This is a genomic window from Shewanella sp. ISS20 (assembly GCF_056522965.1).
In genome coordinates this window covers 639,919-665,837 of the sequence record NZ_JAWRZK010000001.1, presented here as the reverse complement: position 1 = coordinate 665,837, position 25,919 = coordinate 639,919, and the positions used below count along the sequence as shown (strand labels likewise).

General features: G+C 45.0%; 25 protein-coding genes. 13 read left to right on the top strand and 12 right to left on the bottom strand.

Going from position 1 to position 25,919, the window contains the following annotated elements; translation table 11 throughout:
• Positions 1–60: 60 nt before the first annotated feature.
• The 5 genes from hisH (at position 61) to AC1HDP_RS02935 (ending at position 4,994) form a co-directional block, all read left to right on the top strand.
• Positions 61–732, top strand: a complete 672-nt coding sequence (gene hisH / locus AC1HDP_RS02955) for an imidazole glycerol phosphate synthase subunit HisH (RefSeq protein ID WP_479639810.1) — start codon at positions 61–63, stop codon at positions 730–732.
• Complete coding sequence (hisA, locus tag AC1HDP_RS02950; RefSeq protein ID WP_479637608.1) at positions 732–1,466, top strand: 1-(5-phosphoribosyl)-5-[(5-phosphoribosylamino)methylideneamino]imidazole-4-carboxamide isomerase; 735 nt, start codon at positions 732–734, stop codon at positions 1,464–1,466. Before hisH ends, hisA begins: the two co-directional genes overlap by 1 nt.
• Positions 1,448–2,224 carry an imidazole glycerol phosphate synthase subunit HisF gene (hisF, locus tag AC1HDP_RS02945; RefSeq protein ID WP_479637607.1) on the top strand — a complete coding sequence of 259 codons (777 nt, stop codon included), beginning with the start codon at positions 1,448–1,450 and terminating at the stop codon, positions 2,222–2,224. The genes hisA and hisF overlap by 19 nt, the downstream gene beginning before the upstream one ends.
• Positions 2,225–2,286: 62 nt before the next feature.
• On the top strand, positions 2,287–2,979 hold the full coding sequence (gene hisIE / locus AC1HDP_RS02940; protein WP_479637606.1) for a bifunctional phosphoribosyl-AMP cyclohydrolase/phosphoribosyl-ATP diphosphatase HisIE: 693 nt from the start codon (positions 2,287–2,289) through the stop codon (positions 2,977–2,979).
• 98 nt (positions 2,980–3,077) lie between these two features.
• A complete protein-coding gene (locus AC1HDP_RS02935; RefSeq protein WP_479637605.1) occupies positions 3,078–4,994 on the top strand; it encodes a peptidase U32 family protein in 1,917 nt (638 codons plus the stop codon).
• 123 nt (positions 4,995–5,117) lie between these two features.
• Here the strand turns inward: AC1HDP_RS02935 and AC1HDP_RS02930 are convergent, their stop codons facing one another.
• Positions 5,118–5,645, bottom strand: coding sequence for a hypothetical protein (locus AC1HDP_RS02930; protein WP_479637604.1), 528 nt, complete (start codon positions 5,643–5,645; stop codon positions 5,118–5,120).
• Positions 5,646–5,806: 161 nt separating this feature from the next.
• On the opposite strand from AC1HDP_RS02930, the gene AC1HDP_RS02925 reads away from it, so the two are divergent.
• From AC1HDP_RS02925 to AC1HDP_RS02905, 5 genes are all read left to right on the top strand, one after another.
• Positions 5,807–6,307 (top strand): PepSY domain-containing protein, encoded by a 501-nt coding sequence (locus AC1HDP_RS02925; protein ID WP_479637603.1) that lies wholly within the window; start codon positions 5,807–5,809, stop codon positions 6,305–6,307.
• An 88-nt stretch (positions 6,308–6,395) separates the two neighbouring features.
• The gene (locus AC1HDP_RS02920; protein WP_479637602.1) at positions 6,396–6,590 is read left to right on the top strand and encodes a hypothetical protein; all 195 of its coding nucleotides are present in this window, start codon (positions 6,396–6,398) and stop codon (positions 6,588–6,590) included.
• A gap of 30 nt (positions 6,591–6,620) precedes the next feature.
• Positions 6,621–7,358 (top strand): response regulator transcription factor, encoded by a 738-nt coding sequence (locus tag AC1HDP_RS02915; protein WP_479637601.1) that lies wholly within the window; start codon positions 6,621–6,623, stop codon positions 7,356–7,358.
• Positions 7,355–8,611 (top strand): sensor histidine kinase, encoded by a 1,257-nt coding sequence (locus tag AC1HDP_RS02910; protein WP_479637600.1) that lies wholly within the window; start codon positions 7,355–7,357, stop codon positions 8,609–8,611. Before AC1HDP_RS02915 ends, AC1HDP_RS02910 begins: the two co-directional genes overlap by 4 nt.
• Positions 8,612–8,917: 306 nt before the next feature.
• Positions 8,918–10,084, top strand: a complete 1,167-nt coding sequence (locus tag AC1HDP_RS02905) for an aromatic amino acid transport family protein (RefSeq protein ID WP_479637599.1) — start codon at positions 8,918–8,920, stop codon at positions 10,082–10,084.
• 89 nt (positions 10,085–10,173) lie between these two features.
• Here the strand turns inward: AC1HDP_RS02905 and lpxM are convergent, their stop codons facing one another.
• From lpxM to pheS, 4 genes are all read right to left on the bottom strand, one after another.
• On the bottom strand, positions 10,174–11,124 hold the full coding sequence (gene lpxM, locus AC1HDP_RS02900) for a lauroyl-Kdo(2)-lipid IV(A) myristoyltransferase (protein ID WP_479639809.1): 951 nt from the start codon (positions 11,122–11,124) through the stop codon (positions 10,174–10,176).
• Between the two features lie 97 nt (positions 11,125–11,221).
• Positions 11,222–11,524, bottom strand: coding sequence for an integration host factor subunit alpha (locus AC1HDP_RS02895; protein WP_140932386.1), 303 nt, complete (start codon positions 11,522–11,524; stop codon positions 11,222–11,224).
• A 3-nt stretch (positions 11,525–11,527) separates the two neighbouring features.
• On the bottom strand, positions 11,528–13,915 hold the full coding sequence (gene pheT / locus AC1HDP_RS02890; RefSeq protein ID WP_479637598.1) for a phenylalanine--tRNA ligase subunit beta: 2,388 nt from the start codon (positions 13,913–13,915) through the stop codon (positions 11,528–11,530).
• A 15-nt stretch (positions 13,916–13,930) separates the two neighbouring features.
• Entirely contained in the window at positions 13,931–14,911 is a 981-nt protein-coding gene (gene pheS / locus AC1HDP_RS02885; protein ID WP_140932384.1) for a phenylalanine--tRNA ligase subunit alpha, read from the bottom strand.
• A 472-nt stretch (positions 14,912–15,383) separates the two neighbouring features.
• On the opposite strand from pheS, the gene AC1HDP_RS02880 reads away from it, so the two are divergent.
• Entirely contained in the window at positions 15,384–17,123 is a 1,740-nt protein-coding gene (locus AC1HDP_RS02880) for a PDC sensor domain-containing protein (protein WP_479637597.1), read from the top strand.
• 38 nt (positions 17,124–17,161) lie between these two features.
• Here AC1HDP_RS02880 and AC1HDP_RS02875 read toward each other — a convergent pair whose 3' ends face one another.
• The 7 genes from AC1HDP_RS02875 to speA form a co-directional block, all read right to left on the bottom strand.
• The gene (locus AC1HDP_RS02875; RefSeq protein ID WP_479637596.1) at positions 17,162–18,040 is read right to left on the bottom strand and encodes a putative ATP-dependent zinc protease; all 879 of its coding nucleotides are present in this window, start codon (positions 18,038–18,040) and stop codon (positions 17,162–17,164) included.
• Positions 18,041–18,057: 17 nt separating this feature from the next.
• Positions 18,058–18,426 (bottom strand): SpoIIAA family protein, encoded by a 369-nt coding sequence (locus AC1HDP_RS02870; protein ID WP_479637595.1) that lies wholly within the window; start codon positions 18,424–18,426, stop codon positions 18,058–18,060.
• Positions 18,427–18,440: 14 nt separating this feature from the next.
• A complete protein-coding gene (locus AC1HDP_RS02865; RefSeq protein ID WP_479637594.1) occupies positions 18,441–18,812 on the bottom strand; it encodes a DUF3802 family protein in 372 nt (123 codons plus the stop codon).
• A gap of 283 nt (positions 18,813–19,095) precedes the next feature.
• The gene (gene pdxH / locus AC1HDP_RS02860) at positions 19,096–19,740 is read right to left on the bottom strand and encodes a pyridoxamine 5'-phosphate oxidase (RefSeq protein ID WP_479637593.1); all 645 of its coding nucleotides are present in this window, start codon (positions 19,738–19,740) and stop codon (positions 19,096–19,098) included.
• Between the two features lie 100 nt (positions 19,741–19,840).
• Positions 19,841–20,770 carry an agmatinase gene (speB, locus tag AC1HDP_RS02855; protein ID WP_479637592.1) on the bottom strand — a complete coding sequence of 310 codons (930 nt, stop codon included), beginning with the start codon at positions 20,768–20,770 and terminating at the stop codon, positions 19,841–19,843.
• A 33-nt stretch (positions 20,771–20,803) separates the two neighbouring features.
• Entirely contained in the window at positions 20,804–21,775 is a 972-nt protein-coding gene (locus AC1HDP_RS02850; protein WP_479637591.1) for a hypothetical protein, read from the bottom strand.
• 101 nt (positions 21,776–21,876) lie between these two features.
• A complete protein-coding gene (gene speA / locus AC1HDP_RS02845) occupies positions 21,877–23,787 on the bottom strand; it encodes a biosynthetic arginine decarboxylase (RefSeq protein ID WP_479637590.1) in 1,911 nt (636 codons plus the stop codon).
• 524 nt (positions 23,788–24,311) lie between these two features.
• Between speA and AC1HDP_RS02840 the strand changes: the two genes are divergently transcribed.
• Both AC1HDP_RS02840 and AC1HDP_RS02835 read left to right on the top strand, forming a co-directional pair.
• Positions 24,312–25,148 carry a CvfB family protein gene (locus AC1HDP_RS02840; RefSeq protein WP_479637589.1) on the top strand — a complete coding sequence of 279 codons (837 nt, stop codon included), beginning with the start codon at positions 24,312–24,314 and terminating at the stop codon, positions 25,146–25,148.
• 137 nt (positions 25,149–25,285) lie between these two features.
• Positions 25,286–25,915, top strand: a complete 630-nt coding sequence (locus AC1HDP_RS02835; RefSeq protein WP_479637588.1) for a YceH family protein — start codon at positions 25,286–25,288, stop codon at positions 25,913–25,915.
• Positions 25,916–25,919 lie beyond the last annotated feature (4 nt).

Below are 25,919 nucleotides of genomic sequence, written 5' to 3'. Positions count from 1 at the left end.
GACAGCAATCGCTGCGCCACTCACATAATTGCTAACACAGGCATAATTGCTAGCACTGACATGATAGATAGCTCTGAAATAATAGATACTACTGTCATTATCGATACTGGCTGCGCTAATTTAAACTCAGTGAAATTTGCCTGCGAGCGCGTACTTGCTGCAGAATTTACTAAAGAGTTTACCCCAGCATTTGCGACAGGGGCTACCAAGCAATCACGCCAGTTAATTGTAAGTTGCGATATCAACACAATTCGCGCCGCCACCAGAGTCATATTGCCAGGGGTTGGGTCAGCCACAGCCGCCATGCGCCAATTACAGGCCAAGGATTTGTGTCAACTCATCACTGAGCTTAAGCAACCCCTCTTAGGCATTTGTCTTGGCATGCAGTTATTAACTGAGTTTTCCAGTGAAGGCGACGTTGCCTGTTTAGGCATAATCCCCACCAAGATTAATCCGCTACAGGCCGATAACTTACCTGTACCTCACATGGGCTGGAATCAATTAAGCGTAAGCTCGCATCCGCTGTTTCGAGGAGTAGCCAGCGGCAGTTTTGTGTATTTTGTTCATAGCTTTGCCGCGCCGCAATCAAACTTCACCTTAGCCACTTGTCATTATGGCCAAGAGTTTAGCGCAGCCATTGGTCGCGATAATTTTATGGGCGTGCAATTTCACCCCGAAAAAAGCGCCTTGGTTGGCGAGCAAATCCTACGCAACTTTATGGAGATGAACTGATGATAATTCCTGCCATCGATTTAATTAATGGGCAAGTAGTGCGTCTCTTTCAAGGGGATTATCAGCAAGCCACGGCGTTTACTATCGACCCCTTAAGTCAACTCTTGTCTTATCAAGCCCAAGGCGCTAAGTGGTTACATCTGGTGGATTTAGATGGTGCCAAACATCCTGACAATCGTCAAAGCACGCTCCTTGCCTCACTTGTCAGTCAACTCAATTGCCAAGTACAAGTGGGCGGCGGCGTGCGCTGTGAGCAAGACTTACATACCTTACTAGAATGCGGTAGCGCTCGGGTGGTGATTGGCTCATTAGCCGTGCAGCAACCCAAACTTGTGTGTCAGTGGCTCGATACTTATGGCAGCCATGCCATTTGCCTTGCCTTAGATATCAATATTATTGATGGCAAAAAATCCTTAGCCGTAGCAGGTTGGCAGCAAGATGCGGGTATCGCCCTTGAATCCTTAATGGCTGAGTTTTTAAGCCACGGATTAAGCCATGCACTGGTCACAGATATTAGTCGCGATGGCACTATGACGGGCCCAAATGTTAGCTTGTATCAAGAATTAGCTGAGCATTATCCCAGCGTTCACTGGCAAGGCTCAGGCGGAGTTGCCGGCCTTGATGATATTGAGGCGATGCGTAACAGCGGCGCTGCCGGCATTATTGTCGGTAAAGCCTTGTTAGAAGAGCGCTTTAGTGTAAAGGAGGCAATCGCATGTTGGCCAAACGCATAGTTCCGTGTCTCGACGTTCGAGACGGTAAAGTCGTGAAAGGCGTGCAATTTCGCGATCATTTAGTTGTCGGCGACATAGTGCCCTTAGCGGCGCGCTACGCCGATGAAGGCGCGGATGAACTGGTGTTTTACGATATAACCGCCAGTACTCGCGGCGCCTTAGTTGACACCTCTTGGGTTGAGCGCATTGCTGAGCGCATCAATATTCCCTTTAGTGTGGCGGGCGGCATTAGCACCTTATGCCAAGCACGCACTATGCTCGCCCATGGCGCCGATAAAATTTCCATTAACTCCCCCGCATTAGCAGACCCAAGCCTAATATCCCGCTTATGTGATGAATTTGGGCGCCAATGCATAGTGATTGGCATTGACTCTTTTTATGACGATAACAGCGGCAGTTACCATGTAAAACAATTTACTGGTGATAGCAGCACAGTGAAGCAAACCGATTGGTTTACCCAAGACTGGGTGGAACAAGTGCAAGCTCTTGGCTGCGGCGAAATTGTCTTAAATGTGATGAATCAAGACGGCGTACGCCAAGGCTATGATATTAAGCAGTTAGCTCATATACGTTCTGTGTGTGACGTGCCCTTAATCGCCTCGGGTGGCGCAGGCTCCATGGCCCATTTTGCAGAAGTATTTATACAAGCTAAGGTCGATGCCGCGCTGGCCGCTAGCGTATTTCATCAGCAAATCATTAATATTCAGGCATTAAAGCGCTACTTAAGTGAGCAAGATATTGCCGTGAGGCTGAGCTAGCTCAAGAGTGTGGCTCAAGATTATGAATGTCATCAAAGGATCGGCCAAATTAGGACAATGTTATGAATTCAAGCTCATTAGAAACACAACTAAGCACAGTGCTCTATGCCGATAAGCTGTTAGAACAGCTGGATTTTGCCAAAGGCGATGGCCTACTACCTGCCATAGTGCAAGATGTGATCACAGGCGAAGTATTAATGCAGGCTTATGTCAATCGCGAAGCCTTAGCCTTAACCATAGACAACGCTAAGGTGACTTTTTATAGCCGCTCACGTCAGCAATTGTGGTGCAAAGGCGAAACGTCGAGCAATTTCTTACAAGCTATTAGTATCAGCGCCGATTGCGATAATGACAGCTTACTGATTATGGCCAAACCTATGGGGCCAACCTGCCACACAGGGGCCACAACTTGCTGGCATTCACACTGGAACAAGCCCTTTATCAATCAATTATCTGAGCTTATTCAAGGCCGTCACCAGCAATTTAATGATGATAAGCAGCAAGGTCTTAATGAGCCAGACAAGATAGCGGCCGCTAGCTACACAGCATCATTATTTGCCAGTGGCACTAAGCGCATGGCGCAAAAAGTCGGTGAAGAAGGCTTGGAAACCGCACTGGCGGCAGCAACTCATGATAAAGAAGAGCTTATCAATGAAGCCGCCGACCTGATGTTTCACTTAATGGTGCTGCTCGAAGATCAAAACTTATCCATTTATGATGTGCAGCAGCGCTTATATGACAGGCATCAAAGATAGTTATTAGCAGTAAATTTGCTGACCAAGGATGGCATGGCTCACAAATTTGGTATACTAGCGCACTTTTTATTTGTACCGACAATTTGAGTGCGCGAGCCATGAGCCAAGCTGAAATTTATACCCCTGAACCTAAGCCTACCCTTTCCAACCATTTGGAGCTGTTAGCGCCGGCCAAAAATGCCGATTTTGGCATTGAAGCCATTCGCCATGGGGCTGATGCTGTGTATATTGGTGGCCCAGCCTTTGGTGCCCGCGCCACTGCCGGTAATAGCGTGGCCGATATTGCCCGTCTATGTGAATTTGCCCACCGCTATAATGCCCAAGTCTTTGTGGCCTTAAATACCATTATCATGGATAACGAGTTAGCGGGTGTTGAAAAGCTAATTTGGGAACTCTATGAAGCCGGCGCTGATGCCTTGATTGTTCAAGACATGGGTATTTTACAGCTGAACTTACCGCCGCTCGCCTTACATGCCAGTACCCAGATGGATAACCGTAGCCCAGAAAAAGTGGCCTTTTTAGAGCAGGTAGGCTTTTCGCAAGTGGTATTAGCCCGCGAACTAGGGTTAAGTCAAATTCGCGATGTGGCAGCCATCAGCAATATGCGCTTAGAGTTTTTTATTCATGGTGCATTATGTGTGGCTTACAGCGGCTTATGTAATTTAAGTCACGCCTTTAGTAACCGCAGTGCTAACCGCGGTGAATGCTCGCAAATGTGCCGTTTGCCAGCTAATTTGAAAAACCGTCAAGGCGATGTGTTTGCTGAGAACGAGCACTTATTGTCATTAAAAGATAATAACCAAACCGCTAACCTTGAAGCCTTAATCGATGCAGGTATTCGCTCGTTTAAAATTGAAGGCCGCCTTAAAGATTTAAGCTATGTGAAAAACGTCACCGCCCATTATCGTCAAGCACTTGATGCCATTATCGCCAAAAGGCCTGAACTGCAAGCGGCCTCTCATGGCCGAGTCGAGCATAGCTTTACGCCAGATCCGGAAAAGACCTTTAACCGCGGCGGCACGGATTATTTTGTGCATGAACGCAGCCAAGGCGTCAGTGACTTCCGCTCTCCTAAGTACATAGGTCAAGATGTCGGTAAAGTGATTGGCTTAGGTAAAGACTTTATCAAAGTGCAATCAAGCCATGAGTTTAATAACGGCGATGGCTTATGCTATTTCCCGGCTAACTATGCCAAGGCCAAGCAATCTGACGATAAGTTGCAAGGCTTACGAGTTAACCGTGCCGATGGCCATACTTTGTATGTCATGCAAGTGCCACACGATTTAAAAGTCGGCATGACTTTATATCGCAACCATAACCAAGCCTTTGAAATGCTGCTGTCTAAAGAATCAGCCAAACGCATTATCGGAGTCGACATGGTATTGGCAGATACAGATGCAGGCATAAGCTTAACCATTACCGATAGTTATGGTTTTAGAGGTTATAGCGAATTAGTAACGGACAAAACGCCGGCGCGGGATAACACAGCGTTAGATAAGATTCGCAGTCAACTGGCAAAATTAGGCGCTACCGATTTTGAAGCCCAGCAAATCACTTTAGCCGTATCGCAGCCTTGGTTTTTACCAGCGTCCCAGTTAAATGGCCTGCGCCGAGATGCCATCAGCGCCTTAGAGCAAGCGCGAGTGACAGGTTATCAAAGACCTTTGCCTTGGACCCATAATCAAGATGCCGTCTACCCGACTAAGCATTTGAGTTACTTAGGCAACGTGGCTAACCAAGCCGCTAAAGATTTTTATCAGCGCCATGGCGTGATTGAAATTCAAGATACTTATGAGAAAAATGGTGTAACCGAAGAAGTGCCATTAATGATCACTAAGCATTGCTTACGCTTTAACTTCAATTTGTGCCCGAAAGAAGTGCCTGGCATCAAAGCTGAACCTTTGATTTTAGAAATTGGCAAAGACGTATTGAAACTGGTATTTGATTGCCCTAAATGTGAAATGATGGTGGTGGGCGCTAACCGCCAAGTGAAAAGCCCAGACGCCATTCGCTAATTAACACTCAGATAAATTAGTGCTCTGGCACATTAGCACTGACAAAAAAAGCATCGCTCAAGCGATGCTTTTTTATCTAGCCTTTAGGGTTAAGCCCTAAAACTGAGTTTGCCAACACTCGGCTTAATTAGCCGTTTTTTCGCACTCGAGCAGCAAGCCTTGGAAATGGCTCGCTAAGTCAGTGTCTGCCAGTTTCGCGCTCGCCTCTTGCATTTGCTGCAACTGCGCCATGGCTTGATCAAGGCCAAACTTGGACACTAAATCTTTCACATACTTGGCCACGTCCGCGCCTTGCTCCCACAGACCAGATAAAGACTCAAGACTCACATCGCCATCGAGTGTCTTTTCTAAATTATTAAGTAAAGTGGTAATAGCGGCAGGATCGGCCAAAGCCCCTTCGACACTGGCAAGGGCGCCCACAGGTGATTTAGTTAGCGCGTCAGCCACACAAGCGCTAACACTACCCGCGGCCGATGTTTTAGCAACGACATCTAAGCCTTGGGTGCGAATCGACTCTAACGCTTGCTGAATATCTTTATGTTGCATCAGCCACGCTTGCTCAAGCTGCGCCTTATCAGATTCACCCACGAAGCCGCAGCCCATTAATACCGATGAAACACAGACGCCAACTAACCAACTCGATTTTTTCATAACCATACTCAGAAAGATAAATTGAAGGCAGTGTAAGGCTAAAATCTAAATTTAAAATGAATATTTACCTTACAAAAATGTAATGTTACGGCAAGCTCAACGACAACTGCAGCCGTTATTATGGGGTATAAAAATGCCATGCCTTATTACAAGATAAAATAATGATGACTAAAACCCCTATGGCTATCAGCCTATTGCTGCTAAGCCTTGTCAGTCTGAGCGCAGCGGCTACAACTCGCCATTTTAATTACCATGACTTAAACTCGGCCAAAGTAAGCTTAACCCAAGCCATTATCATCGCCGAAAAGGCCACCGAGGCCATCGCCATCGATGCTGAATTTGATAAGTATTTCACCGGCAGTCGCTATGAAGTCACGTTATTAACGACCAAAGGCGAGCAGATTGATCGCTTCGTTGACCCAAACACAGGCAAAATCAGTGACCCGATATTTATTGACCATGGTATAGATAGTGAAGACATACTAATGAGTGTCGCCATTTTACAAGGCAGATTCACCCCATTAATTGATGTGATAGCTAAGGTTGAACAACACTATGGCGCGACTGTTTATAACATCGAATTTGAGCAAACGCCGACGGCACTCATCCTTGAAATCGATATGCTAAATGCTGACGATCACAAGCTCAGGCTTGAGTTATAACTCATGCTTTGGTTTTAGCGTTAGCCTCATATTACTCGCCGCTCAATACTAAAACTAAGCCTAGCAATCGCGCAGCTAAGAGGTTCTTATGAAAGCCACCCTGTTATTTACCTTAAAATCGTTAATGAGCCTAAGCATTATTTTGGCCATGTTCGTGACCGGCATAATGACTTTAGGCGCCAGTATGCTTGCAGGTCTAATGATGAGCCTGATTGAATGGCTCGCTGGCGGTCAAACCAATGATACAGACCAGCAAACGACTCCCCATTCCCCCGTGCTATGATAAGCACCTTAATTTAAGCAAGATATTGTTATGCATATAATATTGGTTGAAGATGACCCAAGCATTTGTCAATTTGTTGAGCAAGGGTTACAACAAGCTGGCCATCAAGTAGAAGTACTAGATAATGGCAGACACGCCTTAGCGATGATCTTAAGTCAGTCTTTTGATGTCGCTATTGTCGATAGAATGCTGCCAGGCCTTGACGGCTTATCACTAGTAAAATCCCTGCGCGCAGCCCAAGTTAACTTGCCAGTGTTATTTCTAACGGCACTGGGCGGCGTCGATGATAGAGTGGAAGGATTAGAAGCTGGCGCCGATGATTACTTAACAAAGCCTTTCGCTTTTTCGGAGCTATTAGCGCGCATATCAGCATTAACACGACGCTCTGGCACGCCACAAATGCGCTCAAACCTGTTGCAATACGGCGATCTTAATATGGATCTCACCGAGCATAGCGTCACCCGCCAAGGCCAAGCGCTGGACTTGCAACCCAAAGAATATCGCATTTTAGAGTTATTTATGCGCCATCCTGGCAAGGTGATCACTCGCACTATGCTGTTAGAGCATGTGTGGGATATTCATTTTGATCCTCAAACCAGTGTGGTGGAAACCCACATTAGTCGTCTGCGCAACAAACTTGAAAAACCCTTTAATGACAGCATTTTATTAACAGTAAGAGGCGCTGGTTATAAGTTGTATTTTAATCCCAAAATGCAAGAGGCTAAACCCAGTACTAATCAGGGTTCTAATCAAGGTTTAGCGCAATGAAGCCCGGATTATCGCGCTGGTTTAAAAGTCGCTTTGGCCACTACGCGCCGTTGTGGCTGCGCAGTAGCGCTATACAACAAGGGCTGATATTTATCTGCATATTCATCGCCAGCATGTTGCTAATGACAGTGCTGAGCTACTATTTCGTCGATTACAAATTAGACGACATGGAAGATGACATTACCCGCCAAAGCATACAAATGCTGGCTAGCGGTCAGCAAACCTACTTAGATGGCGATGAAATTATCGACAGTGATGATATGCTAACTGTCCTTGCCACTGGCTTTGGGATCATAGGATTTATTATTACCTTGTGTATGGTTGCGATAATCATAGTGATCAGTCGGCGCAGTCAACTACGCATCAAAACTATTGAACATGTGTTACTAACCGCCGCCGAAGGGGATTTAAGTGCCCGCACTGGGGTTAAATATCAAAGTGATGATTTGGCACGCATTAGCGCCACAGTCGATATGATGTTGTCAAGATTACAAGCCACAGTGGATGCCATGACAGATATTTCTGCCAACATAGCTCATGAACTTAAAACGCCGATTAGTCGCTTACAGTATCAATTACAAACCATTGAGCAGTTAATGCCTGAGGGCCATGGCGAACATTCACTGCCAGCGCTGCATAAAGCCATCGATGAATCGCAGCGCATCAGCGCCACTTTTGATGCGTTACTACGCATATCGCAAATTGAGTCTGGTGCGCGCCGCAGCCGTTTTAGTCCAGTATCAGTGTCCGCAATTTTAGAGACGTTAACTGATATTTATCAAGATGTTGCTGATGACGATAACATTAAGTTTCATTACCATGCGTCCAGCGATGCTTGCCAAGTATTAGGCGATAAAGAATTACTATTGCAACTCTTTGCCAACTTAGTTGAAAACGCCATTCGCTACTGTCCATCCGGCAGTGAGATTGTCATTCACTGCGCCGCGAAAACCAGCGCGCGCAGTGCCAATGGTCATCATGACAGGCATAATCAACACAGCAATGACTGCATAGTGGTGAGTGTCGCAGACAATGGCCCTGGCATTGAAGAATCCCAACGCAGCCGGGTGTTTGAGCGATTGTATCGCCTCGATAAGAGCCGCACTGATTCTGGCTTAGGGCTAGGCTTATCGTTAGTCAAAGCCATTACTCAATTGCATTCTGGTCATATTAAGCTGCAAGATAATCATCCTGGGCTCAAGGTTGAACTCCAGCTACCAGCCTTAATGAAGAGTACAAGCATAAAATCCTAGCCACTGATGTAACCTAGCTAATGTTATCTTTGGGCCAAATAATCTGCGTGAGTTCACAGTTTTACGCCTGTAAACTCACAATGATTGACAATGCTGCAACCAATCCATAGGGTGATGGCTCATTTCAAAAAAGGTAAATCCTTCATGCTTCTGAGCTTTTCTTATTATTACTATCTGTTGCCACAGTGGCGTAGATAGCGAATAACACGCTTGCCATTGTGGCCAACCTCCCTGGTTCGGCAGCGGCAGTGTAAGATAAACTCAACCTTCCGGATCATTTTTTTACTTTATGAATTCGGATACACAATGAAAACCTCCACCCAATTCGGCAGTATTTTAATTATCGCGGGCACCACTATTGGTGCGGGCATGCTTGCCTTACCTCTTGCGGCCGCAGGCCTTGGCTTTAGCTTAGCCATCAGCTTAATGATCTTTTTTTGGCTGCTCATGAGCTATACCGCCTTACTGATGATTGAAGTTCATCAAGATGCCCCAAAACAAGTCAGCTTACATGGCTTAGCACATCACTATTTAGGTAAAAAAGGTCAATGGGTAGCGACCTTTGCCATGCTGTTTTTATTCTACGCCTTATGCTCAGCTTACATAGCTGGCGGCTCAGAGCAGTTAAGTCAGCGGGTATCTAGCTTATTTGAGACTGACATAGCATCACCTTGGGTAGCATTAGTGTTTACCGCCTTAGTGGCAGGCTTAGTGACTGTCGGCACTCGCACTGTTGATTGGGTTAATCGCTGCTTGTTTGCGGTAAAAATGCTGGCATTAGTGTTAATGTTTTTTATCTTACTACCAAAGGTTGATGTCAGTCATTTAGCTGCAGCGCCAGTATCACAAGGATTATTAATTAGCGCCTTACCTATTATTTTCACCTCGTTTGGTTTTCATGGTTCTATTCCATCTGTGGTGCGTTACTTAGGTAAAGATACCTCAGCGCTAAAGCGCGTTATTTTAATTGGTTCTGCCATTCCGCTAATCATTTATTGTTTATGGTTACTGGCAAGCCAAGGTACCTTAAGTCAAGCAAGCTTACTGGCAAACCCAGGCTTAAGCGCTATGCTGCTGCAATTATCAACCTTAGTGTCACACCCGTTTATGAGTAACGCTGTGAATTTATTTGCAGAGCTCGCATTGGCCACCTCCTTCCTAGGGGTCAGTTTAGGTCTGTTTGATTTTGTGCAAGACATGCTTAAAAGCCGTCGCATTACCGCAAGTGTAGTGACCTTTGTGCCACCATTAGTCTTTGCGATTTTTTACCCGCAAGGCTTTATCTTAGCCTTAGGCTACGCCGCCGTTGCACTGGTAATTTTAGCTATCTACTTGCCTGTGGCTATGGTGCTAGTTAAACGCAAACAAGCAAGTCCACATGGTCAATACCAAGTGCAAGGTGGCAAGCTATGCTTAGCCTTGGCTATTTTAGCGGGAAGCCTCATCATAGTGGCTCAGTTCTGGCCAGCGTAATAAGACACAGTTCTTAATAATAAACCGCTAGAAATGACAAAGGGCACTTGCTAACAAATGCCCTTTTTTGTGTCTGTCACATAATTAGCTTATGGATAAATACTGTCTTGCCCTTCTGGGCGAGTTTTTAAAATCTTCAAAAACCACATGTATTGTTCTGGAAACGCTGAAATTACAGCTTCCACGGCATGATTTAAGGCGAGCGCTTCTTGCTCTTTACCCGCCATCGACTCTTCACTAATGGCAGGCATCACAGTTAATTTAAATTGATGAGCCTTATCATCATAACCAATCTTAATTGGTAACACTTTGGCATTGCCAGCACTGGCTAAACGCCCAACGACGGGTAAGGTAGCCTTAGTGGTTGCAAAAAATGGAGCAAAAACACTGTTTTTAGGGCCTAAATCTTCATCGGGTAAATAAAAGAAGCTATTGCCCTGCTTTAACTCACTTAATAAGGCGCGAATACCCGCCTCTCGCATATAGACGTTGCCGCCTAAACGACTGCGAGTGCGATTATTAAACCAGTTGAATAATGGATTGCGGTGGGCTTTAGCCATAGTCACCAAGGCTGGTAAATCCATGTTTAAGCGCAGACCCGCATAATCTATACCCCACACATGTGGCATGATAAAGATAATACTTTTGCCTTCTGCGCGCGCGGCCTGTACATGCGCAAAGCCTTCAAGAGCAACGCGGCGGCGAATATGATTTTTAGAGCGAACCAGCAATTCAGCCTGCCCCATTAAAATCATTACAAAATGGCGCACGTTTTCGCGTACTAATTCATCTACTTGCTCAGAGGTTTTATCCGGAAAACAGCAATGAATGTTGGCTTTGGCTATCGCTATGGGTTTACCGGCAAACCGATAGACACCGCGAGCAATGAAGCTGGCTAATGTATCGCGCACACAGGCTGGAATGTAAGCCAATACGCCCATTACAAAGATAGCAAGCCAAGTCGGCCACAATTTAGGATGCAATAAGGCCCAGTCAAACCGGCGGTCAAAATACTTACTCGTGGAATTTTCTGAAGTCATGGGATGAAGAGTGTCAGACAAAATGTCATACGAAAAGGAGCGTTCAATACTAAACAAAGGACAAAAAAAAAGCCACTGAAACAGTGGCTTTTCTAGATTATTTAGATTTCTGAATATCAGAAAGTTCTACACGGCTTTTTAATTTTTGGCCTGGACGGAAAGTCACCACTCTGCGAGCAGAAATTGGGATATCTTCACCAGTTTTCGGGTTCCGTCCCGGTCTTTCATTCTTTTCCCTGAGGTCAAAGTTGCCAAAGCCGGATAACTTGACCTGTTCACCATTTTCGAGAGCACCACGGATTTCCTCGAAAAACGACTCAACCATCTCTTTCGCCACTCTCTTATTCATGCCAAGAGTTTCGAAAAGATGTTCTGCCATTTCGGCTTTGGTAAGTGCCATACTTTAATCCCTCAACGATGCGTTGAACTCGGTCTTGAGCGCAGAAACAACAGAATCTACCATTTCGGCGATCTCTTTCTCTTCAAGTGTACGAGCGTTGTCTTGTAAGATAAGTGCGATAGCTAAGCTCTTTTTGCCTGGCTCAACACCCTTACCTCGGTATACGTCAAACAAGTTTATTCCAACCAACTGATTTTCGCCAACTTTTCTTATCATTTTTACTACATCGCCGGCGCAGACAGCTTCATCAACTACGAGAGCTATATCACGACGGTTAGCAGGAAACTTAGATACAGCCTGAGCTAGCGGCAAATTAGCATGTAATAAGGCGTCTAACTGCACCTCAAACACTAAGGTCTTACCATTCAGGCCAAAAGCCTTTTCATGGCTAGGATGCACGGCACCTATTACGCCGATCACTTGATCATTCCTCAGAATTTCAGCACATTGCCCTGGGTGCAGTGCGCTGTGTGACGCTTTTTTAAACGTAAATTCTGAATCAGCGGCTGTCAAGCCGATAATGGCTTCTAAGTCACCTTTAATGTCGAAGAAATCAACTGCTTTGGTAGCCATGTCCCAATGTTCATCGGCCAAAGTACCAGTGATGACAGCGCCTAACATGGCTTGCTGGCGAACACCGGATTCGGCAGTTTCATCAGGAACAAAGCGTAAACCCGTTTCAAACAAGCGCACACGTGATTGCTGGCGAGCTTGGTTATAACCGACTGCGCCTAATAATCCAGTGAACATTGACAGGCGCATGGCTGACATTTCCACTGATATTGGATTTGGCAGTGTCATGGCAGCTTCATTCGGGTGCAGAATATTCTGCTGCTTTGGATCAACGAAGCTATAAGTAATGGCTTCTTGATAACCGCGCGCCGTTAATACACCACGAACTTTACGTAAGCTAATATCGGCTTCATTGTGATCTGTCATGCGCAGCGCAGCAACAGGGGCAATGTTCGGGATATTGTTGTAACCGTAGATACGTGCAACTTCTTCGATTAAATCTTCTTCAATTGCCATATCAAAACGATAAGTCGCAGTCGTCACCGACCAATCGCTGCCCTGCTGATTCACAGTAAAGCCCAGCATGGTTAAGATAGTGGTAACATCGGCATCAGCAATCACATGACCTAACACCTTGTCTAACTTGCTGCGACGCAACAATAAGGTAACTGGCTTAGGTAAGAATTGTTCATTAACGACTTCAACCACGGGACCGGCTTCACCGCCACAAATATCAAGGATTAAGCGGCTTGCTCTGTCCATGGCCTTGTGTTGCAGTTCAGGGTCAACACCACGTTCAAAGCGATGTGAAGAATCCGTATGTAAGCCTAAACGACGCGATTTACCCATGATGGCTAGAGGCGCGAAGAAAGCGCATTCCAGCACGATATCCGTCGTCGTGTCGCTCACACCAGTGTCTTGACCGCCAAACACACCGGCAAGTGCCACTGGCTTTTGGCTATCACAAATCACTAAGGTATCGTTAGGAACCGTGATTTCACTGCCATCTAATAAGGTCAGGCGCTCTTCACCATTGCCAAGACGAACATTAATGTCACCGTCAAGCTTAGCGAAATCAAAAGCGTGCATTGGCTGGCCGAACTCAACCAGAACAAAGTTAGTGATATCAACGATAGGATCTATGCTGCGAATACCGCTGCGACGCAGTTTTTCCTGCATCCATAATGGCGTGACCGCTTTTACATTGATGTTGTTGATAACGCGAGCTAAGTAACGCGGACACGCTTGTGGCTCAGCCACATTGACGTTAACAGCAACATCTGTGCTGGCAACTACGCTATCCCACTTAGGTTCAATCGCTTCAATACGATTTAATACGGCAACTTCACGGGCTAAACCTGCCATGCCTAAGCAATCGGCGCGGTTAGCAGTTAAATCCACTTCGATAATCGCATCGTTTAAGTGCAGATAATCACGCACATCAGTGCCAAGTGGCGCATCTTGTGGCAATTCGATAATACCATCGCTTTCGATGTTAATACCTAACTCACCAAAAGAGCACAGCATGCCGTGTGACGGTTGGCCACGCAGTTTGGCTTTCTTAATTTTGAAATCGCCAGGTAATACTGCGCCAACCATAGCCACAACTACGCGAAGGCCAAGACGACAGTTAGCGGCGCCACAGACTATGTCTAATAATTCATCGCCGCCGACATTAACTTTGGTAACGCGTAATTTATCAGCATCAGGATGCTGAGCGCATTCAACCACTTCACCTATGACTACACCGCTAAAATCTGCAGCTACTGGGTCGATACCATCAACCTCAAGACCAGCCATAGTAATTTGATGGGATAATTCGTCACGACTAATCGCAGGATTCACCCATTCACGAAGCCAAGATTCGCTAAATTTCATTGAGTATTGCTCCGCTTATTTAAACTGTTTCAGGAAACGCAGGTCATTTTCAAAGAAGGCACGTAAATCGTTTACGCCATAACGCAACATGGCTAAACGCTCAACGCCCATACCAAATGCAAACCCAGAATATTTTTCAGGGTCAATGCCTACACTTCGTAAAACATTAGGGTGCACCATGCCGCAACCTAATACTTCTAACCAACCATTCTGACCTTTAACATCCACTTCTGCCGAAGGCTCAGTGAATGGGAAGTAAGATGGACGGAAACGTACTTCTAAATCTTGCTCGAAGAAGTTACGCAGAAAATCGTGAAGAATGCCTTTCAGTTCAGCAAAGTTCACATGTTCATCAACCAACAAGCCTTCAACTTGGTGGAACATTGGGGTGTGAGTCATATCGTAATCGTTACGATAAACGCGGCCAGGAGAAATGATACGCAGTGGTGGCTGCTCATTTTCCATGGTGCGAATTTGCACGCCCGATGTTTGCGTACGCAACATCAACTTAGGATTAAAGTAGAAAGTGTCGTGATCAGCGCGCGCTGGGTGATGCTCTGAAATATTCAAGGCGTCGAAGTTATGAAAATCATCTTCGATTTCTGGGCCTTGCTTAACGCTAAAGCCTAACTCACCGAAAAAGCTTTCAATGCGTTCAATCGTACGAGTCACTGGGTGTAATCCACCATTGACTAAGGTACGACCTGGCAAGGTAACATCGATGAGTTCAGCGGCTAATTTAGTTTCTAACTCAGCCGATTTTAAACTCTCTAACTTTTGGCTTAATGCCTGCTGGACTTGCTGCTTCGCCAAGTTGACTTTTTGACCGAACAGAGGCTTCTCTTCTGCGCTCAAGGTGCCCATGAGCTTCATCATGTCGGTAATTTTGCCTTTCTTACCTAGATAATCGACGCGAATTTCATCCAATGCCTTAAGGTCATTGGTGGCGTCGATCGTGGCGATAGCCTGTTCTACGATCTCGGTTAACTGCTGCATCTTCTCTTCCACTGCGTTGTTATCAGTTGCACTGTCCAAAGACGAGTACACACGGTTAAAGTGCTATCCATTATCTGCGAGCAGCTAGACATGCTCATAGCGTGTCGCCATCATGGTAAACGCAACACAATAACAGATAAAAAGAGACAAAGTTTACGACACGAGCGCCTATTTGACTAGGGTATATCAGGTCTTAAGCGTGAAAAACTCCCTTAAAAGAAGCTATTTAACTTAAGTTAACCACAATCGATAATGACTAAGCCGTGCTCGCCTTAAAAATTGACCTTAACTCACTCAAGAGACTTGAATCGTTAGAACAAAATCCTTACAAGCGCTACATTAGTGCCACAGGGATTGGCGGCCAATAACCGCCTATGGTGCAGACTAAAAACTCACAAAAATCACTAACACAAGAGGATGACTTGCTAATTGACTACAAATTATGATTCGATATGGCAAAGGAAGGAATCCCATGACCATGCCCCATCAATCTTTTAAACGTTTTTGGCAACAAAATATCGCGGTAAAACTCACGGCCATTCAAGCCTTGGTAGCCCTTTTTATTATTGCAACCACACTATGGGTGCTGCTTGGCATTGCCCAAAATAATCAGAACAACCAACTGGAACGCCAAAACCTGCAACTTGGGCACCTAGTCGTCAGTGAACTCAATTCTGTCACCTTTCAAATTTCAGCCTTAGTGCAAATGATGGCGACCACGGCTGAAATTTATCAACAGCAGCCGCAAACCTTAGCGATTTCTGTTCCCGCGTTGCTATCGATGGAAAGTCAGCAAACCTTAATCGTGGGCGGCGGTATTTGGCCTGCACAACGCAGTGAAAATAATAACAGTTTGTTTTTTGCGCGTAACAGCGCCAATAAACTCCTAATAAATAATGATTATAATCAGAAAAATGCTAAAGATTATCGCCAAGAGCCTTGGTATTTAGCCGCCAGTTTGCTGCCAAGAGGCAAGGTCTATTGGTCACAGTCTTACCTTGACCCTCATACCTTAGAGCCTATGGTGACCGCGAGCGCACCTATTTGGTCACATCATCAGTTACTTGGAGTCGCCAGCGTTGATTTAAGTTTACAAGGACTGTCTAAATACCTTAATCAGCAGCTTAAGCATCAATCTGGCTATGTGTTAATCACTGATAATTTTCAACATATACTCGCAAAACCGTTGGGATTAACTGAATTAGCTAAGCAAGCCACCAATCTGACTGAGCTCAGTCAGGCCTTGCCACAATATCAGTCATTATTAAATCGCATTAACCACGTGCATACTCGTTTAATGGCCGCCACTATCCCGCGCAATGATCAAGCATTATTCGACAAAACCTTTAAGCATTTTCCTGCTGAACAAAGGCAAATACTAAGTCATCGCTTGGCGTGGCATTTAAACGCAACGGCGCCAAGCTCTCTGCCTTTAGTGCAATTTGAGCAAGATGACCCTTTATTTAATGATAAGAGCAGTGTCAGCATTCTGTTGATGCCTAATACCTATTGGCAAGTCATCACCTTTACCCCAAATTTGCTACTTGCCGGCAGTGCGCGGCATATTGTTGATCAAGTAGGTATTTATTTAATCCTCATTCAGATTATTGCGCTGATCTCTCTGTTTGTGGCGCTCAATAAAGTCTTAGTGGTGCCACTACGATTACTGGTTAATGCGTTAACCAATAACCGCCATGAGCAATTAGAAATAAGCGGTAATCGCCCCGATGAATTAGGCACCTTGGCGCGCGCTTTAGTCGGTCAAACTCAGCAGCTGGATAAAGCCATTGCCAGTCTTGAGGCGAGCCAAGCGGCATTAGAAGAGGAATTGGCCGTCCACCAGCAACTGCAAGCCCATTATATGCGCGGCTGCACCTATCATAATGCCCTGATGGCATCAAATGAATTACTGTATTCAGTGAAAGACTTAAGCGGTAAACATATTGCTTTGAATGCGGGGATATGCCAGTTACTAGAGCAAGAATCGCAAGCATTCGTGGGATTAACCAACCAAGCAATATTCCCAGAAAAAATCGCGCAGATTGAAGATAGACAAGATTTACGGGCCAGAGACAGCCTAGCTATGGTGCGCTACCACTTGCAACTCACCATCTTAGGAGAAATCATTCATTTTCAAATGTGTAAAATCCCAGTATTGGATGACCAAGGTGAAATGACAGCCATCATCACCTTGGCAGTTAAGCTCAGTTAACGCTGCCGCTATTGAGTAAATAACTTAGGCACTGAGCCTCACTTATGGCGCTCAACATCGACCACATAATGCCCAGAGAGCCAATTGCGACCGATAAGGAGCTTTTGGCTCATCTTAGTTCGGTCTCTTAGGTTCACTCGTACTTTGTACTCAAGCCCTGGCTCCCCTAGGCTCAAGTCCACCATGTAGCGCACTTCTGTGCCTTGGGAGTTACGAATTAACGAGGTATCCACGATTTTGGTGGTCACTACAGCCTCTTGCCCCGCTTCATTACAGGTGGTGAAGCGAATTTCCTTGTCTATGTTATTTCGCATATCCTTAGTATCTTCTGCCGCTATGTGAATATTGGTCGCATGCAAAGACGTTTCTACCGCGCCAGTATCAATGCGCGCCTGATACACGAGATCTGACTCCAGTACTGAGATGTTTGCTTTAGCGCCAATGACGGGCTTCTCATCCACATCGACTAAATAGTGACCCTTAACCCAATTGCGACCAATCAAGAGCTTATAATCCATATGGCTGCGATCCCTAAGATTGACATTGACAGTGCGGATGTCACGACCAAAGCCGACAGGCAATGCCACCATGTAGCGGCTTTCTGTTCCTTGGGCATTTTTGACCGTGGCTATATCGACAATTTTAGCGGTTAACTCAACGGACTGGCCGTGATTATCCGCCGTAGTAAAACGAATAAGCTTACCTATGTCTTGCTGTTTATTGTCAGCAGCGCCGCCAACAACGTTAAGATTAACGGCATGGAGTGATGAATTCGACGCGCCAGTATCAATGCGCGCAGTAAAAGGCAACGACGAATCGCCGATGTGAAACACTTCTGATGGTCCAAGGACAGGTTTGGAATAAGCAAAAACTTGGGTAGAAAATAAAACAATAATGAGTACAAACAAACGTCTCATGATGATCCTCTCGCTAATTAGGCTACTTGGGTAAACCACCCTCTAGCCTGTTCAGATTGACTCAAGGCGAACACTTTAAAAGGACAACTGCTAATAGTCCATAAACTAATAATCCCAGCATTCATTTCTTTGGTATCCGCTAGGATTACAATTTTGGAAAAATCATCAAGATGCAGCAAGCTAAAGCAAGTCTCACTCCATAAGGCTTTAAGGCTAAAACCCGTAAAATCATGACCAAACTCAAGCCATAAACGTACGCTTGCATGATCTTGCAATAAGCGCTCAATGGCTGGGATCATAGTCTCACTCATATCCACATGAGTGAGCTGCTGATTGACTTGATAAGCAATAACATCATGATCAAACCCTGAAATTGTCGTTAGCATATGCTCTGCACCTCTTAACCTGCCTGTGAATATTTACTGACTATGTCATTAATTGTTATATCAAAGATGTTTTTCATTAAGCCAGTTAATTCATTAATAAACGTCAATTGTTCTGAGGTCACAGGTCGCTGACTCACAGCGCCTAACACTTCTTCTAAGTCAAACATCACAGCATCAACTTCTTTAATAATTTGATTACGATCGGCGGCACGCAGCTGCGGGTTTTGGCCACACACTTGAATGATTTGTACGGCTAATTGATCTTCGAAAATAGCCATCACGGTCGGAGTATCTACCGTTGCATTAGCGCTAGACTGGCTAAACAAAGCTAAGTTGTCAGAGAGATAATTAATGAGCGATGAATAAGCTTCAGTTTCTGTCACCATAGTAAACTCCTTTTACTTCAATACCCTTTCCGATACCCCGTGGGTGGTGTAATAGCAAAGCAGTCAAATGACTGGCTATAGATAACTATAGATTAACGATGAAAAAATTCTAGATGAGAAGCAAAAGCTTGCCGCCATTAACTATGATGGCGGCGCAATATTGATAAATAGATAAAATGACAAGGTGGGTTTAATTCGCATAAAATACGAGCAAGTAACGGTATTAACCTCGCTAAACCGCTTTAATTTAGCCATAGCTAACAGCAAAATATTAATGCCAAGCTTAAGGCGCTAAACGATCAATCTGCCACGGCTCTGTTACCGCGCTTCGTTGGTAAAGAAAGCGATCGTGCAGTCGATTCGCCCCGCCCTGCCAAAATTCAATGGAAGCGGCTTTAACTCTATACCCGCCCCAAAAACTCGGTAATGGCACTTCACCATTAGCAAACTTTTGCTTCATTTCTAGAAATTTAGCTTCAAGGATCCCGCGCGCACTAATGGGCGAAGATTGCTTAGAAACCCAAGCCGCAATTTGGCTGTCTTTTGGACGATTGACAAAATAACTCAGCACATCGCTAGTTGATAATGGCTCGGCAATGCCTGTGACTGCGACTTGACGCTCTAGCATGTGCCAGGGGAACAGTAAACTAATGTGGCTATTGTCAGCCAATTGCGCGGCTTTGCGGCTACCTAAATTAGTAAAAAAGATAAAGCCTTGCTCATCAAAGCGCTTTAATAACACTATACGCTGCCATGGCTGACCATTGGCATCCACAGTTGCCACCACCATAGCGGTTGGGTCGGACAAATTAGCCTCAGCGGCTTGTGTCATCCACAACTCAAATAACGCCATAGGATCATTAGGGAGATCTTTGCGCCTTAATCCAGCCTTGAGGTATTCACGCCTTACATGGGTTAAATCAGTCATTACGCCGTCCATGAAATATAAAAACACGCAGTCATCATAAAAAAAAACCTGTGTATTAGACACAGGTTTTTTTATTGAACTTAAATCAGCTTAAATGCGCTTATTTGATTAAGCCTTTACCGTCAGCCCAAACGTGCAACATTTCCAGACCTAAGGTCGCGCCAGCTAAGGCTGTGATTTCAGCACTGTCGTAAGCAGGAGCAACTTCCACTACGTCCATACCCACGATATTCATGCCGCGTAAACCACGAATGATTTTGAGCGCTTTGTCTGACGTCATGCCGCCAATCACTGGAGTACCAGTGCCTGGTGCATAACAAGGGTCGAGACAATCGATATCAAAAGTAACGTACAGTGGCATATCACCAACACGCTCGCGAATTTGACGAACTATCTCATCACTGCTGAGTTCATTGGCAGTTGCAGCGTCGATAACCTGATAACCATGACCTTCTGGGTTATATTCAGTACGAATACCTACTTGCACAGAATGCGCAGGGTCAACTAAGCCTTCTTTAGGTGCATGGAAGAACATAGTGCCGTGATCATACTTACTGCCTTGGCTGTAAGTATCGGTATGCGCATCAAAATGCAGTAATGCCATAGTGCCATAGACTTTATGATGAGCGCGCAGCAGAGGTAAAGTCACAAAGTGATCGCCACCAAAGCTTAATAAGCTCTTGCCTGATTCCAGCACTTTTGTTGCGAATGCTTCAACACGAGCAGTAAAGTCTTCAGCATCGCCGCAGTTGTAAACTAAATCACCAGCATCAACAATTTTTACGAAATCCGCTAAACGGAAGTCCCAAGGCCAACGCTTTTCTTCCCAAGCTAAGTTGGTTGATGCATTTCTGATGGCGCGAGGACCCATACGTCCGCCACTGCGACCAGTCGTTGCCATATCAAATGGCAAACCAATCACGACAACGTCAGCATCGCTTTCTAAAGGTCTAAAATCTAACGGTTGACGTAAGTAACCAAATGCATTGGAAAACAATGAATAATCTGGTTTTTCTGCAATAGTGGTCATAACACACTCCAAGGGGATGGCTTTGCCATCAAATCAAAGATATTCAGGGCTAGCGGCTTGAGTTTTTAGCATTGCAAATTGGCTAAAGTCAAGAGTATAGCTCTGTTCCAAAGGCAGTGAGCAGCTTCCTACCTTGTTATAGGCGGGAAAGTTGTGACTATGCATTTCACTATTAAGACCGAACCATTGCCAATATTGCGGCTTAAATAAGCGAATAAGGGCGCTTAATATGGCAGCATGGTATTCGGAATTATCGAGATTACTCTCGAAACTAACATATGACATCTGTGTCTGAGGCGAGATATGCAAGCTGACATAATGCTGCTGCCTCACTCCATTTAGCGAATAGCCATATGGAGAAAACACATGATCATCATATACAAAATCGGGTAGACATAAGGTCATGGCTAACACGTGTCGACTGTCACTGACCGCTACGCCTTGCCCTGCCACACTTTGCTGGCGAAAAGCTAGCGCTAGATCAGCGTCAATATGATACATACTTAGGCCAAAAAAGGCCTCATTAATCTTTGTTATGCTGGGGTTTACATAGCGGTAAACTGCCATAGTGAGCGGTGCTTGGCCAAGTTGCCACTGCTGCCCACCTAAGGTGGCAATCAGCCTGTCACTATCATCACTAAATTGACTAAGTTGTAGCTGCGTTTGATATTCATGCTTACGCACAAAGGTCACAGCAGCGATTGATTTAACATCCACAGAATCAATCAGCCATAGCAGCGCGTTACATAATGGGGTGCTACCACAGGTCAGCATCACAATTTTATGAGGCCAAATAAATAGGCTCGACTCACTGAGCACATAGCTATGACATAGGCCTTCGCCATCACTATGCACTTGCCGTGAAACTATATTGACGCCCACGCACTCACATAAACGCTCAGCAAGCGTATCTGCAATAGCGCTAAAATCTTGGCTTGCTAATAGTCCAGAGCTTGGTGGGAGTAAGGAGAGTTCAAATTTTTTTTCGACTGGCTCAAAAAACATAAACACTCCTTAACGCCAACACTAGGTAACGCTATAAGGCTATAAGGCTATCGCATGCAATCCTGACTTTATGCCTAAAGTCAGGACCCAAAGACTAGCTATTATAAGTCCTCAAGGTAGGTATAACCTTCTAGACCCGCCTGCAACTCTTCTAAAATCAGCGCGCGTTCATCTTCAGCAATATGTTGATGCACCAGTTCTTCATAGGTGCGCATAAACTCAACCGCATCTAAGTTCACATACCTAAGTACGTCAGCGACTGTGTCACCCGCCAGAACCGATTCAATATTGGCTTTACCGCCATCTTCAACCCACACGACTGCTGAGTTAGTGTCACCAAAGAGATTATGCATATCGCCTAAAATCTCTTGATAAGCGCCCACCATAAAGAAGCCTAATAAGTATGGGCTATCTGCCTTCCACTTAGGCACAGGTAAGGTAGATTCGATACCTTGACCATCGACATACTGATCAACAATACCATCTGAGTCACAAGTAATATCGAGCATCACAGCGCGGCGCTCAGGATATTTATCGAGTCCTGACAATGGCAGCACAGGGAAAACTTGATCTATGCCCCAAGCATCCGGTAATGATTGGAATAATGAGAAATTAACAAAAAACTTATCCGCTAATCTTTCATTTAATTCATCAATAATTGGCCGATGGAAACGGTTTTTAGTGCTCAGTAATTGCTGCAACTCATAACTTACGCGTAAGTTCATTTGCTCAGCCCAAGCTCGCTCGGCCAGTGATAGTTGCCCCATGGCAAATAACGACTGAGCTTCAGCTAAGTCATGTTGGCTGTCATGATGAATTTCAATCAAGGCACGCGAATCGGCGCGAGCGCTGATTTCATTCCATGATTGCCACATGTTGTGCAATAGCTGCGGCGCTTCATCGCTTGGCGCTATTACTCGCTCAGGCGTGTAGGCTTCAGTGCCAATCACATCTGAGATTAATACCGCATGATGAGCCGTTAAATGGCGACCAGATTCAGAAATGATCCGCGGCATTGGCTGATCATATTCGGTACACATATCAAATAACACATTGACTATGTTGTTAGCGTATTCGGCTAAGCCATAGTTCATTGAGTTATTAGACTGGCTACGAGTACCATCATAGTCCACAGCTAAACCACCGCCGACATCGAAACAATCAATCTCAGCACCTAACTTACGCAGCTCGCAGTAAAAACGTGCCGCTTCACTCACCCCTTGGCGAATATCACGAATGTTAGACATCTGCGATCCCAAGTGGAAATGCAGCAATTGCAAACAATCGAGCATATTGGCTTGCTTGAGCTCGTCAATCACTGACAAAATTTGCGCCGCTGATAAACCAAATTTTGATTTTTCACCGCCACTGGCCTGCCACTTGCCCTTGCCTTGGAATGCCAAACGCGCACGTAAACCTAAGCGCGGTGTCACGCCCAATTTGGCAGCTTCAGCCATCACCATGGTCAGTTCTGACATTTTCTCCAGAACGATATAAACCTTATGGCCTAATTTCTCGCCAATCAAAGCTAAACGGATGTATTCACTATCTTTATAACCGTTACAAACAATGACTGAGCTCGCTTTTTGCGCCATAGCTAATACTGCCATTAGCTCAGGCTTACTACCCGCCTCTAAGCCTAATTGCGGTACCGCATTGGTTTTCTGGCTGGCCAGAATTTCTTCAACAACCGTTTGCTGCTGGTTAACTTTAATCGGATAAACCAGCAAATAATCATTTTGATAACTGTACTTGGCGATGGCTTGGTTAAAAGCCTGACACAAGCTATGCACTCTGTGGTGCAATATTTGTGGAAAACGCACTAGTACGGGTAACGACACCCCAGCTTTAACCATATCGCGAGCAAGCTTGTTCAAACCAATACTGTTAAGGGGTTGGGCCGGATCTGGAGAAACGGTCACTTCACCGTCATCATCAATCCCATAAAAACCTTGGCTCCAATATGCAACGTTATACCCAGCACGAGCATCTTCAATCGACCATTCTTTCATTCAATGTGCCTGTCTTCTCTCATAATGAGAGTGGATGGAGGTAATATCACCTCATGTTTAACAAAGCCTACAGCAGCCTTGGCTGTAGCGCGCAACAACAATACACAGATGCCCGCAGGCAATTTACAGCTTAAATTAGCATCTTTGTTTATCAACTCGGTGAACCCGAGCCATTAACTGGTTTGTTGTGTGATCTCTGAGCGACAAACTCACGTAAATAATACCGCGCTAACGCTTAACGATTGGCTCAGTTAGCCAATGATATGAAGGGATAAAGCGGATTACCTAGGTTCACTAAACGGCGCAATTAAACATGCGTACTATTGATAATGCAAGTAAAAATAACAATAAATGTGCATTTTTTGTAACTCAGCTGGCATGATTAATACCTGAAGAAATCCGCTGAGTTTACAATTGCTTTATCTACAGGCCAGTTATTGGCTGCTAAGGCTAATTGATCTTCGCTTGCCACTACGAATTACACTATAATCTGCCGATATTTCGTTAACTGAATTTGAGGTTTCATGATTCAACTCGGTAAGACCAGCACGCTGGAAGTCGTTAAACAAGTCTCATTTGGCTATTACCTCAATGCATTAGAATTAGGTCAGGTATTATTACCAAACAAATTGGCACCCAAGAGTTGTCAAATTGGTGATCAAGTTGAGGTATTTCTTCACTTAGATTCTGAAGACCAGATCTTAGCCACCACCCGCATGCCTAAGGCACAAGTTGGCCAGTTTGCTAGTCTCAAAGTCGTATCGACTAGTCGTTTTGGTGCTTTTTTGGATTGGGGATTAGATAAAGATTTATTGCTTCCCTTTGCCGAGCAAGAAAAGCCATTAGAAGTCGGTAACTACGTCTTAGTTTATATTCATATTAACCATGCTGACGATCGTATTGTGGCTTCTGCCAAACTCAATAAGTTTGTCGACAAAACCCCTGCCTTTTATAAGGAAGGCGAGCAAGTGGATTTGTTAATTGCAGGCCGCACTGACCTAGGTTACAAAGCCATCATCAATGGCGCTCATTGGGGCGTATTGTACAAAGATGAAGTATTCCAAATCCTAAAGCCTGGTTATAAGACCAAAGGCTACATCAAGCGCATGCGCTCTGATGACAAAATTGATTTGCAACTGACTCGAGGCACTAAAGTTGAATTAGATAGCCAAAGCCTGTCAATCATGATCAAACTGCAGCAAGCCGGTGGTTTCTTACCTTTGACTGACAAGACAGATGCTGAAGTGATTTATCAGACGTTAGCCATGAGTAAAAAAGCCTTCAAAAAATGTATTGGCGGCCTGTACAAGCAACAACAAATTGATATCCAAACCACGGGTATTCGCTTAATCGAAGACTAAGCTCTACGCTCAGTTTTCGCGCCCAAGCTAGGCGCTGTGTGTAAAACCAGCATACAGTGTCTAGCTTGGTCTATTTTTCATAGGCAATAGTCATTCCCTTTGTTATAACAAAGAGACATCGTCTGTGGAGTGTTGCAATGGAACTAACTACCTTAGAAGCACGAGTAATAGGTTGTTTACTCGAAAAAGAAATCACTACCCCCGAACTTTACCCACTATCTCTTAATAGCTTAACTCAAGCCTGTAATCAGAAAACCAGTCGTGAACCCATCATGGCGTTAACTGAGGCACAAGTACAAGATGTGCTCGATGATTTAGCCAAAAAACGCCTTGTTAGCAGCGCCTCAGGCTTTGGTAGTCGCGTTAATAAATACCAACATAGATTTTGTAATACTGAATTTAGTGATTTGCAGTTTTCCAAGGCCCAAGTCGCCATTGTCTGTGTACTCTTGCTGCGCGGCCCACAAACGCCTGGCGAGCTAAGAACTCGCTGCCAACGTCTGTTTGAATTTAATGATACCCAAGCCGTTGAACAAGAATTACAAGCCTTGGCCGATTTTACTCAGCCAATTGTGCTTATGCTGCCCCGCCAAGCTGGTAAACGCGAATCTCGCTTTAGCTGCCTCTTAACCGAATCCGCTGAAGCCAACATCAGCAGTGACGACACTCAAGAATATGAGCCTAGCGCTGATAGGATTACCGCACTAGAACTGCAAGTGCAGCAATTATCAGAGCGCTTATCTCAACTTGAAAAGCTATTTGAATAAACTG

Coding starts and splice junctions, on each gene's coding strand:
- hisH (WP_479639810.1), top strand. CDS start 61: ATGATAGATAGCTCTGAAATAATAGATACTACTGTCATTATCGATACT.
- hisA (WP_479637608.1), top strand. CDS start 732: ATGATAATTCCTGCCATCGATTTAATTAATGGGCAAGTAGTGCGTCTC.
- hisF (WP_479637607.1), top strand. CDS start 1,448: ATGTTGGCCAAACGCATAGTTCCGTGTCTCGACGTTCGAGACGGTAAA.
- hisIE (WP_479637606.1), top strand. CDS start 2,287: ATGAATTCAAGCTCATTAGAAACACAACTAAGCACAGTGCTCTATGCC.
- AC1HDP_RS02935 (WP_479637605.1), top strand. CDS start 3,078: ATGAGCCAAGCTGAAATTTATACCCCTGAACCTAAGCCTACCCTTTCC.
- AC1HDP_RS02930 (WP_479637604.1), bottom strand. CDS start 5,645: ATGAAAAAATCGAGTTGGTTAGTTGGCGTCTGTGTTTCATCGGTATTA.
- AC1HDP_RS02925 (WP_479637603.1), top strand. CDS start 5,807: ATGATGACTAAAACCCCTATGGCTATCAGCCTATTGCTGCTAAGCCTT.
- AC1HDP_RS02920 (WP_479637602.1), top strand. CDS start 6,396: ATGAAAGCCACCCTGTTATTTACCTTAAAATCGTTAATGAGCCTAAGC.
- AC1HDP_RS02915 (WP_479637601.1), top strand. CDS start 6,621: ATGCATATAATATTGGTTGAAGATGACCCAAGCATTTGTCAATTTGTT.
- AC1HDP_RS02910 (WP_479637600.1), top strand. CDS start 7,355: ATGAAGCCCGGATTATCGCGCTGGTTTAAAAGTCGCTTTGGCCACTAC.
- AC1HDP_RS02905 (WP_479637599.1), top strand. CDS start 8,918: ATGAAAACCTCCACCCAATTCGGCAGTATTTTAATTATCGCGGGCACC.
- lpxM (WP_479639809.1), bottom strand. CDS start 11,124: ATGACTTCAGAAAATTCCACGAGTAAGTATTTTGACCGCCGGTTTGAC.
- AC1HDP_RS02895 (WP_140932386.1), bottom strand. CDS start 11,524: ATGGCACTTACCAAAGCCGAAATGGCAGAACATCTTTTCGAAACTCTT.
- pheT (WP_479637598.1), bottom strand. CDS start 13,915: ATGAAATTTAGCGAATCTTGGCTTCGTGAATGGGTGAATCCTGCGATT.
- pheS (WP_140932384.1), bottom strand. CDS start 14,911: ATGCAGCAGTTAACCGAGATCGTAGAACAGGCTATCGCCACGATCGAC.
- AC1HDP_RS02880 (WP_479637597.1), top strand. CDS start 15,384: ATGACCATGCCCCATCAATCTTTTAAACGTTTTTGGCAACAAAATATC.
- AC1HDP_RS02875 (WP_479637596.1), bottom strand. CDS start 18,040: ATGAGACGTTTGTTTGTACTCATTATTGTTTTATTTTCTACCCAAGTT.
- AC1HDP_RS02870 (WP_479637595.1), bottom strand. CDS start 18,426: ATGCTAACGACAATTTCAGGGTTTGATCATGATGTTATTGCTTATCAA.
- AC1HDP_RS02865 (WP_479637594.1), bottom strand. CDS start 18,812: ATGGTGACAGAAACTGAAGCTTATTCATCGCTCATTAATTATCTCTCT.
- pdxH (WP_479637593.1), bottom strand. CDS start 19,740: ATGACTGATTTAACCCATGTAAGGCGTGAATACCTCAAGGCTGGATTA.
- speB (WP_479637592.1), bottom strand. CDS start 20,770: ATGACCACTATTGCAGAAAAACCAGATTATTCATTGTTTTCCAATGCA.
- AC1HDP_RS02850 (WP_479637591.1), bottom strand. CDS start 21,775: ATGTTTTTTGAGCCAGTCGAAAAAAAATTTGAACTCTCCTTACTCCCA.
- speA (WP_479637590.1), bottom strand. CDS start 23,787: ATGAAAGAATGGTCGATTGAAGATGCTCGTGCTGGGTATAACGTTGCA.
- AC1HDP_RS02840 (WP_479637589.1), top strand. CDS start 24,312: ATGATTCAACTCGGTAAGACCAGCACGCTGGAAGTCGTTAAACAAGTC.
- AC1HDP_RS02835 (WP_479637588.1), top strand. CDS start 25,286: ATGGAACTAACTACCTTAGAAGCACGAGTAATAGGTTGTTTACTCGAA.